Raw genomic sequence first — 14,592 nt, 5'->3', positions numbered from 1 at the left:
AACTCTCCCTATTAAGGATAAAAAATGAAAAAACCCCAGCAAACCCATACCAGCCGCCTGCCACTTGCATCTACTATCAATGGTCATGCGGTATTTGCCAGTGCGCTTGTCGCAGGCGCGGCGTTATTGACAGGGTGTCAATCGACCAGCCTTGGACAGTCTAATGCCATGACGACTAACCAAACCTCAGCATCTGCCAAAACCGCCGTCGCAAGCGCGCTACAAGCGCAGCGTCGCCAGTCCTTCCGTTATCATAGCAACCTTGAGATTAGTAATAAGCAGCAGTTTGACGGTATAACGGCTCAAAGCACTACCAACAATGGTGCTAAAAACCCAGTCACCACTGATGATATCTATCAATACTGCGAGGATACGCATGACGAGGCCTATGCGGCATTATTGGCGCAGGCAAAAGGGCAAAAGCAAGATATATCGGCGACAAAATATGACGCTCAGCGTGCGACCATCAAACAATCCTATCTAGCCTGTACGGATGCCTATCAAGCATGGCAAGACAGCCAATACGACAGTGAGGTAAGAGTGCCTGCTGATTACCAAAAGTTGTTTGATAATTATGACGCGCAGCCAACCGCGCAGGGTATGAAAAAAGCAAAGCTACTCGATGCCTATCTACTAAAACCGTTGTCTATCAACGCCCAAGGCGTGTATCAGCCGATGGCGGGCAAAGCGACCATGCTTGCCAGTGTCCAATACCAAGCGCGTAATCATCAAAGCAGCCTCAATCAACCAGTCTATATCGATTTTAAAAACGGTGATATTTATCTATGGGCGGACAATTTTGCGATGATTAACTCAAAGTTATTGGACGACAAACTTGGCACGATATGGCAAAACAAATGGCTCAAAATCACGCTGGACGATGGCACGTTGCCCAAAGGCTTTGGCAAAGCAGTGATCACCCATCATTTTGCCGCGTTAGATGCCGCATTTGCCGCAGCGCCAGCAAGTCAGTTTGAGTACGTTGCGCCCACATCTTTGACCACGCTATCTCCTAAGCTGCCAGCGCACCAGCTACCCGCAATGCTGGCAAGTGAGCAAGTGATCCGCCGTACTCAAAGCGTGGCCAGTCATGAGCAGTCATATCAAGATTATATGCGTGATTTTTATGAGCGGATAAGCCAGCAGTATCCAGAGCTTGTCAATGACAGTGCTAATGGTGCTGACAGTGCTTCTGATATAGCGCCTGACGTTTTTACCAGTAAGGCCTTGGTACAGCAAGTATTGACAATAATCAAAAGCAGTATAGACGCCGCTGATGATGATACGGTCGCCAGCCGTGCAGTAGATACCGGCTCAGAGACGACAAACGTGCAAACGCTATACGGCGTTGATAAACGTGGCCGTCTCATCTGGCAGCATCTGCGGCGTGAGTTTCCTAGCGAGAATAATAAGTATAAAGGCGTCGTGATGGATGTCATGCAGCGGTATTCTGCTATTCGCCCAAAAGACACTGCATTTCCCAACTTACCAAGCGATGTGCAAGTACCAAATTCGCGCAATAGTGTTGATGCGCGCGAGTATGGTCGTGAGCTGATGCAGTACTATCGCGATGGTAATGGCACGGCGATAGGCAAGATGATATTTAAGGCGCTACCGCTGGCGCAAGAGCGTTTGGGCGGTATTGATTAAAAAGTATTGAGCTATCATCAGGATCATAAAAAAAAGCGCACCGTTATCACGATGCGCTTTTTTTGAGGGGTGTAGCGGGCAATAATAACTACTACATGCCTTGATGCTGATGCGGTTGGCCATGTATCTCACCGCGCGCAGAGCCATGCTGACCTTTTGTCATTTTTGCCATTCTCTCGTTTTGCAGTTTGGCAAGTTTGGCGCGTTGTTCTGGCGTCAGCACTTGCGCGATGGCGTGCTGGGTCTGAGCATGCTCAATAAAACGCTGTTTGACTTTAGCCGCTTGCTGATCCGCTAGGCGGTTAAGCGCGGCCGTGTTCAACGTGTTGGCAGTGGTCAATGCCTGCATTTGTTGATGCATTTGTGCCCGTTCTGCTTTGTGTTGCTCGCGCTCAGCTTTACGGTCGCCGTGTTTGGCCTCCATGATGGCTTTGATTTGTGCTTGCTGCGTGGCACTCAAATCTAGCTGTGACAGTGGGCCTCGCATGCCGCCTTTCATATCGCCTTTATGCATGCCGCCTTTGTGCATACCTTCTTTCATACCGTCTTGATGATGCTTTTGCATCTTGCTGGTGGCAGGTACGGTGTCAGTCGTTGCATTGACACTGGTGCAGGCGGTGACAGCAAATACGCTAGAGGCGGCCAATACTGTGCCCATGAGTAGTTTTTTCATCATACGATCCTTTTATAATTTGAGTAAATAAACAATAAATACCTTATCTTGCCAGTGTGGCGATAAGTGCGACAAGTTATTGATAGGTGCTATCTTACGACAGTTAAAGGTTGCGATACTTTATGAAGTATTAAGAAAGGTAACGTTTATGGCGTTATGATAAGCCCATGCCTGATAATACAGGCAACAAAGCGATCTTAGGCTTAAGGAGACAGCAGTGCCAAACATACTACTCGGCGATGATGACGAAGAGTTGACCCAGTTATTACAAGAATACTTGCAAAATCATGGTATCGATTGTGACTGCGTGCACGATGGTGAAGCGGTCGTGCAAAGGCTCAAAAACACCAGCCCTGCCAGCACTTATGATTTGCTAGTACTCGATATCATGATGCCCAAAATCGATGGGCTCAGTGTGCTGCGGCAACTGCCGACCATCAGTGATATTCCGGTCATTATGCTGACGGCAAAAGGCGAGGAGATTGATCGTATCATTGGGCTTGAGCTTGGCGCGGATGACTATATTACCAAACCTTGCAATCCGCGTGAGCTGTTGGCACGTATCAATGCGGTGATAAAACGCACCCGTCTTAGTGCTTCTGATAGTACGTTAGAGCACATGCCGCTACCTGAGAGCCGCTTACATTTGGATCAAAACCAGCGACTCTGTCAAATAGACGGGACAGAGCTACAAGTGACAGGCACCGAGTTTGACTTGTTGCTCGCCTTGCTCAAGCAAAAAGGCGAGGTGGTGAGTAAAGCATGGCTATCAGAGCATGTGTTGCAGCGTGAGCTACAGCCCTTCGACCGCAGCCTTGATGTGCATGTCTCGCGTCTGCGCAAAAAACTCCAGCCTTTTCATGATGAGCCGATCAAAGCGATTCGTGGGAAAGGCTATCAGCTGGTACTGTAATGACATATTCCGCAAATACTTCTACCTTTCGACCCAGAATCACGCTGTTTTGGCGGCTGTTTTTGAGTCTATTATTGACGATCTTACTCACCTCTATTTTGTCCATCGTGGTAGAACGGATACTGGTCGAAAAAGCGCTGACCGTGCGTATGGAGGCGCAGATTGAGCAGTTGTTGATTAAACGTCAGGAAATGGCTACTGCGTTGCAAGCGGGCGATTTTGCATCAGTCAGGCAGATGTACCGTGAGGATCGGCGGCTGATGAGTCAAATCAGAGTCTATAACGAGCAAGGCGCTATTATCTTTCCGCGTTATCGAGACCAAGCGGATCGTCAAGACGGCAGGCAAGTCATGCCGCGTGCGCCCATGCACCAATCCATGCATCAGTCTATACATCCGATGTCGTCCATGCCATCAATGCCTGCCATGCCAAATGTAGCCGCCGCACCCGCCCTAGATCATCACCGCTCTGACGATACTGCCAGTATGTCAAACAACACTCGCAATCCTTATTGGCAATCGATGATGGCTCAGCGCACGATAGCAGACCCCGAGATGCGCCCTGAGCTGGCGGACAAGACCATCGCGCTGTCAGATGGTCAATCTGTCATTATACAGCTGCGTCCGCACCTGCGTTTTGCCGATGTCGTCGCGCTACAGCGGAATAATTTTTCGGTACGTTTGCTGCTAATTCTCTTCTTTAGTGTCTTGGTCTGTGTTTGGCTTAGCCGGACATTGACCCAGCGTATGCGCCGCGTCCAACATGCGGTGCATCGCATGATTGCTGGTGATTATCAGGCGGATACTCAGCTGGCAAAAATGGGCGATGATGAACTGGGTCTATTGGCAAAAGACGTGGCAAAGCTATCAAGGCGGCTGGCTGAGAGTGAGCTGGCGCGCAAGCAGATGCTTAGTGATATCTCGCATGAGCTGCGCTCGCCCTTAGCGCGTCTTGATGTGGCGACCGAGCTGACGCGGGATTTTGCCCCCAATGCCAATCGCTACCTCGACCGTATCGACAAAGAGTCTGCGCGAATGAATGAGCTGATCGAACAAATCATTCATATCCAGTCGCTACAGATGCAGCAATACACCATTGATAACGTAGAAAATGACTGGGTTGATGTTTCTGAGATTATCAGTGAGATTGGACAAGATGTTTGTTTTGAATTTCAGCACAAAAACGTCCATTGGCACTGGCAGCCACCAACCCTAAAGTCGACGGTAAAGGGCAACCAAGAACAGTTACATAGTGCGCTTGAAAACGTCATTCGTAATGCTTTTATGCACACAGCAGCTGATTCAACGGTTATGGCTGAGATTAAATCAGCAGAGATAGATGGCAAAAGACCTGCCATTCAAATCCGCATCATAGACGAGGGCGGCGGTGTTGCAGAGCAAGACTTGCAGCGTATTTTTCAGCCCTTTGTACGGCTAGACTCGGCGCGTCACCGAGACACTGGCGGCTATGGGCTAGGGCTGGCAATCGTTCATGCCGTGGTGCTGGCACATAAAGGCCAAATTGACGTTTATAATCGTCTTGATGGTGTCCAAGGGCTGATAGTGCAGATTGTGTTACCTATTGAAATATAAAGTGTCTCATTAATGATCTACATGGTTGCCGCACCTTTTTAATAAGTAACGAATACCTGCGAAAAGGTGTGCTTGGTATCAGAACAACGAACGAAAATTTGTGAAAAATGGAGGTAATTTAATATAAATAAGAGATAATGAAAAGAATATATTCATTTATATGAATATATTCCGATAAGCGGTAGTAAATAGCCGAAGAGTGACATGTACACTCTCTATATATTCGATATTATGAATATATAGAGAGTGTACATAGTCTTACACGATGAAACTTTTAGGTTTTTAAACGCTAAGAATGGTTACATTTGCGCAAAAAGTCTCATTAAAGCTTACCGCCGTGTCATTTTGTCGTATTCGCTCTCTACATACCGACTATGAGTTGGCCTCTAATAATTATGTAAGGGAGTACGCATCATGAACCGCATCTATAAAGTCATATGGAATGAAGCTTTAAATTGTTTTGTCGCCGTTGGTGAATATGCCAAAGCACGTGGCAAGTCCTCTAAATCTAGCGTCAGTGCCAATGCTCGTATTAATACCACCGCTACCACTTCTGTCAAAAAATGGCATGTGAGCGCTATAGGGCTCGGGCTGCTGGCTGCTGGTTTTGCGATGCCAGCCAGTGCGCTTGGTCTTTACTTTGCAGGTGACGATCCTACGCCTAAAATTTACACCAATGAATGGCTCCATCATACAGTGACAATCAAAGGGGGTGAGACGGTAGCTGGCGATCCAAGTAGCAAAAACATCAATGTAACTGCCAATAAAAACAGCAAAACACTGACCGTAAAGCTGGATAAAACGGTCAACCTAGGCGTAGATGGTAGCCTAAAAATGGGTGACACCTTGGTGGATAGCTCAGGGATGACCATCAAAGCAATCAATCCTATCAACAATGTCACCTTAAGCAATAGTGGACTAAATAATGGTGGTAATCAGATCACCAATGTAGCAAGCGGTGTCGGTGACGATAACAACGCTGCCAACATCGGCGATTTAAACCATGCAATTGCAGCCAACAAAACCAAATACTACAGCGTCAACTCCACAGGTGGTAGTAATGATGACAATCTAGGGGCTACTGGCGAAAACGCTATGGCCATGGGTCGAAACGCCAGTGCGGCTGGTAGTCAAAGTATCGCTATCGGTAGTGTGGCTAATGGCAAGCCTACCAGCGCTGGTGGTGAGCAGTCTATCGCCATTGGCGCAAACGTGGTGACCACAGGAGGCTCTGCTATCGCCATCGGTGGCGATGATCTAAACGCCGCCTCTGAAACCAACTTGGATGGCAGCTCAAATATTGGTGCCAACACTGGCAGTGTGAATACGGTATTTAAGACTTACACTGGCCGCGACCTTGTAGAGCCTGCGTATTATGCTAGAAACACTGAGGCCAGTGGCGCTGCTTCCATCGCCATTGGGTCAAAAGCGCTGTCTAAAGGTCACTTATCTACTGCTGTTGGTGTACAGTCCTCCTCAGATGGTGTTGCCTCTTCAGCCTTTGGTATGGGGTCATCAGCAAGTAAAGATGGTTCGGTTGCTTTAGGTGCAGGATCCACCACGCTTAATGATGCCACTTACCAAGAGAAACTTACTATTGGTAATAAAGATTATTTTTATGCTGGTGCGACCAATGATAAAGGAGCACAGGTCTCTGTTGGCTCAGAAGAGCGTGAGCGTCAAATCAAGCATGTCGCTAGCGGGGAGGTGAGTGCAACCAGTACAGATGGTATTAATGGTAGTCAGTTGCATGCCACCAATGAATCTGTTAAAGACTTAACTACTACAGTTGCAGCCAACAAGACACATTTCTATAGTGTCAGTAGTACAGATTCAACTCGTGGCAATTACAATAATGACGGTGCGACTGGTGCTGATGCAATGGCAGCTGGAATTGATGCGTCAGCGACAGGTGAAAATGCGACAGCGTTGGGAACAAAGTCTAATGCTGAGGGTACGCGGAGCACTGCGATTGGTTACCAAGCACAAGCTAAAGATAGAAACGCAATTGCTTTAGGTTATCAAGCTAATGCACATCAAAAACATTCCACCGCGATAGGATATGCTGCTAACGCGGGTTATGCTGCGATTGCAATAGGAGATGCGGCAGCAGCAACCAAAAAAGGGTCAACAGCGATAGGAAGTCAGTCTGTCTCGACTGATGTGTATAGTACAGCTTTAGGACGCGAGGCTAAAGCACTTGAAAAGAATACTGTAGCCGTGGGGTATAGTACTACTGCCAGTGGTGAGTCTAGTGTGGCTATCGGTAATAAGTCTCTAGCAACCAAGGAAAGTAACATCGCACTAGGGGATAATGCACAGGCAACCGGAAACCAATCAATCGCACAAGGCAGAAATGCTAAAGCGACTGGAAGTCAGTCCATTGCGCAAGGTACTCACGCTGAAGCGACAGGTAACTACAGCTCGGCGCAGGGCTATTTTTCTGAGGCAACTAAGTCCGGTGCGATCGCACAGGGTCGAGATTCAAAAGCGTTCGGCGAAAACTCAATCGCACAGGGTATGAAAGCCAAAGCTGAGGGTAAGTCTAGTGTGGCTATCGGTGATGGAGCAAAAGCGAGCGGTGTCAATAGTATCGCAATCGGTACAGGTAACATCGTCAATGGCGACAACTCAGGTGCCTTTGGTGACCCTAATAATATTAGCGGTACAGGTAGTTATGCGGTGGGTAATAACAATACTATCGATGCCGACAATTCCTTCGTATTAGGTAATAACGTCACAATCAACGCCAGTGACAAGTATTCAATCGCTCTGGGTGAAGGTGCTGTAATTAACGGCGAGGACAGTATTGCAATTGGTCGCGGTGCCACTGCTGCGGCTAGTACCAGAAATGGTTTAGCAATTGGTGTGAGATCAAGTTCTGGTAACCACGCTGCGTCTTTAGGTGACGACGCTACGTCTGGTAACTACGCAGTAGCGCTTGGCTCTAAGTCCACTGCTCAGATTGGCGGTACGGCTATTGGTCAGGCCTCGAGTGCAGTCAGCAATGCCACAGCCTTAGGTCGTGCTGCTATCGCAGGGCAGCCAGGTAACGTCGCTTTGGGGCATCAATCCGTTACTGCAGCACAGCATACCGGCGCTTTTGCCATAAACAATCAACCAGTTGCAGGTTTAACTAGTGGCGCTAGAACGGTATCGGTTGGCTCTGTGGGTGCTGAACGTCAAATCCAAAACGTCGCCCCAGGTGTCGTGGATGCTACTAGCACTGATGCTATTAACGGTAGTCAGTTATTTGCCACTAACGAAGCAATTGATGATTTGAGTGGTACAGTTATCGCCAATAAAACCAAATACTACAGTGTCAATTCGACAGGTGGTAGCAATGACGACAATCTAGGCGCCACGGGCCAAAACGCCATGGCTATGGGTCGAAACGCCAGTGCAACCGGTAGTCAAACCATTGCTATTGGTAGCGGGGCGAGTGGTCAACACACCACGGCAAGTGGCGAGCAATCTATTGCTATTGGGGCAAACGTTGTCTCAAGTGGTAATTCTTCTATCGCCATTGGTGGTGATGATTTAGATGCTGCCTCAGTAGATGCTGGAGCTATGTTTACAGCCTATACAGGTAGTAGCCTTGTTGAGACACCGCCTTATATGGTAAACACAGAATCGGATGGTGCCGCCTCCATAGCCATTGGTGCAAAAGCACTGTCTGAGGGTGACTTATCTACCGCTGTCGGTGTACGTTCCAGCTCAGCCGGTGATGCCTCTTCTGCCTTTGGTATGGGGTCTTCAGCCGTCGCTGAAGGTTCAGTAGCACTTGGGGCAGGGTCAGTGGCCAATGTAGCAGGTGGTGCTATGGGCTATGATCCAACCGGTAGTAGCGATGCCGCTATCAAAGCTACCCAAAGTGGTGCAAGATATGGTGCTGTCTCAGTAGGAAATGGAGCTGAGGGCGGCAATCGTCAGATCGTCAATGTAGCTGCAGGTACCAATGATAGCGACGCGGTAAACGTGGCGCAATTAAAAGGTCTGTCTGGAGTAGTGAATCAAGGGCTTAAGTTTGATGGTGATACTGGCACCCCCGTCACCCGCCAAATGGGCGATACGCTCACAGTAAAAGGCGGGGCGACCAATTTGTCAGATAACAATATCGGCGTGGTTGCCAATGGTAGCGATACCCTCAGCATTAAGCTGGCAAAAAACATTGATTTGGGCAAAACAGGTAGCGTCACGATGGGTTCAAGCTCTCCACTTGGGTTAGGGCCTGTGACAACCGTTGACCGCTTGGGTGTTAGAACTGGAAGTATTGTAGGTAGTACCGCTGTCACGGGTTTGGGCGTGCTGGTAAATGGTCCATTAGGTATTCCTAGTACGGCACTGAGTATGGATGGTTTAACGATTATCGGTGGCCCAAGCGTTACCAGAAGCGGCGGTGTTAATGCTGGTAATAGAAAAATTGTCAACGTCGATGACGGTAGTAATGATAAAGATGCAGTGAACTTTGGTCAACTTGCAGGCTTCTCTGCTGCTGCCAGAACCAAAGTCATCAAAGGTACCAATGTCGACAGTGTTGACTTCTCAATCGACAGCGATACCGGACAGGATGTCTACACTGTCAATGCCAATGGTAGCAGTGTCTCTAGTGGAGATGACACTGCATTGACAGTTACCGCTGGTGATAAAGGTGATGACAATATCACCGACTATAAAGTCGATCTAAGCGATGATAGCAAAGCAAGCTTAATAAAAGCTGACAGTGCCATGCAAACCGTCATAACACAGATCGACGGCAAAGATGTCAAAACCCTAGACCAAAATGACAACACAGCCAACTTTGTCACAGGAAGCAACATTGAGCTGTTAGAAGACAATGGTGGTATCAAAATCGCTACGGCAGATAAAGTTTCTTTCGTTAGCGTCACCACAGGCGACACTTTGCTAGACAATGGTGGCGTCACCTTAACCGGTGGTAGTAACCAAACCGTCACACTCAGCAACAGCGGCCTAAACAACGGCGGCAATAGAGTCACCAACGTGGATGATGGTGAAGAAGATATGGATGCGGTCAATGTGAGACAGTTAAATGCCACCAACAGCACCGTCAATCTGGGGCTTGACTTCACAGGAGACGATACCAACGTCATTGTCAATCGTAAGTTAGGTGAGACGTTGACCATTCGTGGCGGCGCGACAGACCTCACGGACAACAACATCGGTGTGGTCGCTGATGAAGATGGCAATCTAAACGTCAAACTGAATAAGGATGTGAGACTTGGTAAAGCTGGCAGCGTGCGTATGGAGAGCACAGTGCTTAACAATGCAGGTGTCACCATCACCGATGGACCGAATCAGACCATCACGTTAAGTAATGAAGGCCTTGATAATGGCAATAATAGAATCATCAAGGTGGCTGAAGGTATTGCCCCGAGCGATGCTGTCAATTTCGCGCAGCTCACCATGACGAATGATGAGATCGCCAAAGGCATCAAAATCGGTGATGGTAATGTTGCCAACGACCAGCAGTTTGCCTTAGGGGAGACCATCAATGTCACGGGTGATGGTAATGTCACCACACTGGCATCTGCCGCAGGCGTTCAGGTTCGGCTAAACAATCAGCTAAACTTGGGTGATGAAGGCAGTATGCAAGTGGGTAGTAGCCTCATGACAAACAATAGCTTTACCTTTGTGTCCGATAATGCGCCGAATAGAACCGTTAGATTGACTAATAATGGTTTGGATAACGGCTTTAATCGAATCACAAATGTCGCCGCTGGTATCGACTTTACAGACGCTGCTACGGTTGGACAGTTAGAAGCAGCCACCTTTGCACTGGATCAAGGCTGGGGCTTAAGTGCTCAAGGCGATAGCGCTACCATGGTCAAACAAGGCAGTGCTGTTGATATAAACAGTAGAGATGGCAATATCACGATCTCAAGAACGATTGCAGGCAACGGTATATCACCTCTAGCAAGTCGAGCAGCAGACGTCAATGACATCAGCTTTGATCTAAATCGGGATATCGCCATCGATAGCGTACAAGCAGGCGATAGTACGCTGAGCAATGACGGCTTGACCATCGTCGGCGGACCAAGTATGACCAAAGCGGGTATCAATGCCGCTGACACCAAAGTCACAAACGTCATGAGCGGTGAAGTCTCAGCCAGTAGCTCAGATGCTATCAATGGTAGCCAGCTCTATGCACAAGGCGCAGGTATCAGCACCCTAATAGGTGGGGATACCGTCTACAACCCTGAAGATGGCACCTTCATCAATGCCAATATCGGCGGTACTGGTCAAAGCAGTATTGATGGTGCGATTGCCTCGATCAAGCAAGGCGAGACCATTATCAATGAAAGTATAGCCACCAATACCACCAATATTGAGGCCAATACGGCTGATATCGCCACCAACACCACCAATATCGGCACCAATACGACCAATATTCAAGGCAATACGGATAGATTGGATACCGGTCTCAACTTTGGCGCTGATAGTGGAGATAACATCAACAAACCTATCGGTGATGAGAGTGTCCTGAGCTTTACCGGTGGTAATAACATCACCACCACCGCGCAGGGCAGTAGCATCTTGTTTGACCTCAATGGCAATATCAGCGTAGATAGTGTCAGTACAGGTAATACGACCATCAATAGTGGCGGTGTCACTATCACAGACGGCCCAAGTATGACGGCAGATGGCCTGTATGCAGGTGGCAAGAGTATTACAGGTGTCGCCGATGGTGTCGAAGCGACAGATGCTGTCAACCTTGGTCAGCTAAGTGCACTCGATAGCAGGCTAAACAACAGCATGAGCGATCTAGGCTACAAAATCGGCGAAGTCGAAGACGATGCAAACGCAGGTATCTCAGCGGCCATGGCGATGTCTTCTCTACCGCAAGCTTATATCTCTGGTAAGTCTTTGATCAGCGGCGGTGTCGGTACTTATAACGGCGAGAGTGCAGTGGCCATCGGCTTCTCTAAGCTCTCCAATGACGGTCGTTGGGTCATGAAGATAAGTGGTACTGCAGATACGCAAGGCAATGCAGGCGGCTCGATTGGTGCAGGTTTCCACTTTGACTAATAAGCCGTGACCGTTTTTATAAAATACTGTTTTTATAAAGTATAAAAAAGAAGCAAGGCACCTGATGCCTTGCTTCTTTTATCATGTCAGTCGATTTTAAATAAAACAGAGATATTATATATCAACGTGGAGCTGGTATAAATTTTCCTTGCGTGCTGTGCCTGCGCCGACAGGTACTGCGTAAAATTTATCCCAGTCTCACTGTATCGTTTTTATATTGAACTCACTATATGTGACTTATTTAGAGTCAACTAGGGCGTATCTTCAATTCACTCGATAGTTATCTAAATGGGCTAAAAATGGCCAAATTTTGCCAACCATCGTCAAATAGCTGGTCAATATCTCGATATTAACGGCGCTATTTTCCTTGTTTGACCGCAATTTATCTCATTTTTATCACCATTTTTGAAATAAAGACACGCCCTATACAAAGCGATAATATTCCGCTTTGTTTTGGCCACATAAACAGCCCAAAAACGCTGACAGACTGCCGTCAAATTCGGAACATGGGTGCTGTCGGCGTCAGGCCAACATAAGCCATGCCTGCTTGATTCATCCAGTGCGGCTGCACGATACCGTGTTGTAAAATCGCATAGATATCGCGATGCGCTCTTTCAATTCTATGGGTCTTATATAGCGAGACAGTACCAGCCACCGCGTAAATCTCAGACAGCATATCTCTAGATGCTCTTGCCGCCTCACACGCCGCTGCCCAAACATCGGCAAGTTGTGTGTCGGTAAAAGTATTGTTTTTCACAGCTTCATTCCATAATGTCTCAACGCTACTGTGTAGCTGTAGGCGTCTGGCAGCCAGCAGAGTCTTACTTTTGGCGATGGCCGCTTGTACCGTGGCGCGATCACGTAGATCTGGGCTTTTACCAGCGGTGACTCTCTCAAGACACAGACCAACCAGCTCATCGGTGGCAGCTTTTAGCACGCCTAGCGCCATCGCCGCACAGCCAGCAGCATTGATACACCCTATAGGTAGGCGGTTGTATCTATTGTCGGTATCGACAGGACTATCAAAATCGATTGCATATTCAGGCTTTACAAAGGCTTCTGTGACCACAATATCATGGCTGCCTGTACCTCTTAGTCCACCGACATGCCAAGTATCAATCACATCGACGTCAGCTTTTGGGATAAAAAACAGCTTTAGATTGGCCCCAGAGCTGAGTGGGGTTTGCGCCTCATCAGAGGTGACTCGGCATCGTAGGACAAACCAATCGGCCAGCTCGCAGCCAGATACCAGCGTCCAGCGACCTGATACGGTGTAGCCCTCTGCGTGCTGGACGGCGACGCCTTCAGGACGTGCCGAATTGGCATAGACATGTTCAGGATTATTAAAGACCTCTTGCCTGGCCGAGCTATCCAAAAACCGTCCAAAGGTGCACGCCAGATGATTGTTCCAAACGATCCAAGACACTGACGCTTCTGCGCTTGCCAAGGTTTCGTACACTGTTAAGGTTTCGGTTGGGTTGTCTTCCCAGCCTCCTAGTGACTTTGGTAAACCCATCCTAAATAAATGGCGGGCTGAGAGCTGCTCGATCACAGCGGGCGCAATTTTTCTAAAGTTTTCTGTCTCCTCACGGTAGGCTAGTGCCAAATGATATGTCTCATCTGCTGCGCTAGCAGGCCTGATCGGTGTGCTGTATGGGAAAGATATCTGGCTCATATTTTTCGACCCTTATCATTAGTAAAACGAAGTTGTCTTTTAAAACCGATAAGTTGTAATTTATTCTAGAATTTGCATATAACGTTCTATATTCAAAGAATAACCAACTGTCGACTACTATACAACCGGTAATTTGAATATAATGAATATTTAGTGAAGGTAATCACGGTAATAAGCGTAGGATAAGTTAGAGCAGTAAACGAACGTTACTGGACTCGCCTGTATAGACAAGATAAAATTGAGCAACCATTCAATTTTTGAGAGCGACCATGATGGCTTGATACCATGGTCGTTACTAAGATGGAAAAACTATGTCACGTACCGCACTTTATAACCGTCAAGAAGCCTTAGAGCGAGCATTGAGACTTTTTTGGCAAAAAGGCTTTCATGCCACTTCTTTAAAAGACATCGAAAAAGCCCTCGATATGCGTCCAGGTAGTATTTACGCTGCGTTTGGTAGTAAAGATGGTCTGTTTCAAGAAGCCTTAGACTATTATGCTCGACTGGGTTTGGCCGAGCTTGAGCGTATATTAAACCATCATGAGTCGCCGCTATTGGGGCTGGCCGCTTATGTGCGTCAGCTTGGCTGCGTACGTGACAAAGCATTGCCAAGTCAGGCATGTATGTTGGTCAAAAGCTTGCTTGAGCTTGGTGCTCGTGAGCAAGCAGCACTACAAAAAGTAGAGATGCTGCTGGCTAATATGGAGTCACGCTTTATAGAGTACTTTCGGGCCGCACAGCGGTTAGGAGAGCTGGACAGTGATTTGGATGCAACCAGACTGGGACGACGGCTACAAGCTGAGATAATGGGGCTGCGTGCCTTTGCTCAGCGCGATGTGGATTGCGCCGCTGTCCATGCCTTGGCCGAAGATATTGCTGTATCTATTGAGGTGTTGCGCCTTAATCACCCTGCAAGAGCCTGATGCTTGGTGCGTGATATTTTTATATAGGGCGTGTTGAACATTCAAATGTGGCACTGGCGGCGGCTATTTTTCAGACAATACGCAGTGAAATTTTCGAAGCCTAGTCATTCTAGGATAGA

7 protein-coding genes are annotated in these 14,592 nt (G+C 47.8%); 5 read left to right on the top strand and 2 right to left on the bottom strand.

What is annotated here, in order from left to right; translation table 11 throughout:
• Window positions 1-24: 24 nt before the first annotated feature.
• The gene (locus J3491_RS09490) at window positions 25-1,650 is read left to right on the top strand and encodes a hypothetical protein (protein ID WP_207970039.1); all 1,626 of its coding nucleotides are present in this window, start codon (window positions 25-27) and stop codon (window positions 1,648-1,650) included.
• Window positions 1,651-1,741: 91 nt separating this feature from the next.
• Here J3491_RS09490 and J3491_RS09485 read toward each other — a convergent pair whose 3' ends face one another.
• Window positions 1,742-2,323: a Spy/CpxP family protein refolding chaperone gene (locus J3491_RS09485; RefSeq protein WP_207970038.1), complete on the bottom strand. Its 582-nt coding sequence runs from the start codon at window positions 2,321-2,323 to the stop codon at window positions 1,742-1,744.
• Between the two features lie 217 nt (window positions 2,324-2,540).
• Here J3491_RS09485 and J3491_RS12080 point away from each other — a divergent pair, with 217 nt between their 5' ends.
• The 3 genes from J3491_RS12080 (at window position 2,541) to J3491_RS09470 (ending at window position 11,875) form a co-directional block, all read left to right on the top strand.
• Window positions 2,541-3,236, top strand: coding sequence for a response regulator (locus J3491_RS12080; protein ID WP_207970037.1), 696 nt, complete (start codon window positions 2,541-2,543; stop codon window positions 3,234-3,236).
• A complete protein-coding gene (locus J3491_RS09475) occupies window positions 3,236-4,828 on the top strand; it encodes a sensor histidine kinase (RefSeq protein WP_207970036.1) in 1,593 nt (530 codons plus the stop codon). The genes J3491_RS12080 and J3491_RS09475 overlap by 1 nt, the downstream gene beginning before the upstream one ends.
• 414 nt (window positions 4,829-5,242) lie before the next feature.
• Window positions 5,243-11,875 carry a YadA-like family protein gene (locus J3491_RS09470; RefSeq protein WP_207970035.1) on the top strand — a complete coding sequence of 2,211 codons (6,633 nt, stop codon included), beginning with the start codon at window positions 5,243-5,245 and terminating at the stop codon, window positions 11,873-11,875.
• 493 nt (window positions 11,876-12,368) lie between these two features.
• On the opposite strand, the gene J3491_RS09465 is transcribed toward J3491_RS09470, so the two are convergent.
• Window positions 12,369-13,550, bottom strand: coding sequence for an acyl-CoA dehydrogenase family protein (locus tag J3491_RS09465; RefSeq protein WP_207970034.1), 1,182 nt, complete (start codon window positions 13,548-13,550; stop codon window positions 12,369-12,371).
• A gap of 311 nt (window positions 13,551-13,861) precedes the next feature.
• On the opposite strand from J3491_RS09465, the gene J3491_RS09460 reads away from it, so the two are divergent.
• Complete coding sequence (locus J3491_RS09460) at window positions 13,862-14,473, top strand: TetR/AcrR family transcriptional regulator (RefSeq protein WP_207970033.1); 612 nt, start codon at window positions 13,862-13,864, stop codon at window positions 14,471-14,473.
• The last annotated feature ends 119 nt before the right edge of the window (window positions 14,474-14,592 follow it).

Origin of the sequence: Psychrobacter halodurans (assembly GCF_017498075.1) — a bacterium.
GTDB lineage: Bacteria > Pseudomonadota > Gammaproteobacteria > Pseudomonadales > Moraxellaceae > Psychrobacter > Psychrobacter celer.
The sequence above is the reverse complement of the archived record's forward strand: the minus strand, read 5'-3'. Positions and strand labels throughout refer to the sequence as shown.

Bases quoted from the DNA above. Each gene is read 5' to 3' on its own strand.
- J3491_RS09470 (WP_207970035.1), top strand. From the start codon at position 5,243: ATGAACCGCATCTATAAAGTCATATGGAATGAAGCTTTAAATTGTTTT.
- J3491_RS09490 (WP_207970039.1), top strand. From the start codon at position 25: ATGAAAAAACCCCAGCAAACCCATACCAGCCGCCTGCCACTTGCATCT.
- J3491_RS09475 (WP_207970036.1), top strand. From the start codon at position 3,236: ATGACATATTCCGCAAATACTTCTACCTTTCGACCCAGAATCACGCTG.
- J3491_RS09465 (WP_207970034.1), bottom strand. From the start codon at position 13,550: ATGAGCCAGATATCTTTCCCATACAGCACACCGATCAGGCCTGCTAGC.
- J3491_RS09460 (WP_207970033.1), top strand. From the start codon at position 13,862: ATGTCACGTACCGCACTTTATAACCGTCAAGAAGCCTTAGAGCGAGCA.
- J3491_RS09485 (WP_207970038.1), bottom strand. From the start codon at position 2,323: ATGAAAAAACTACTCATGGGCACAGTATTGGCCGCCTCTAGCGTATTT.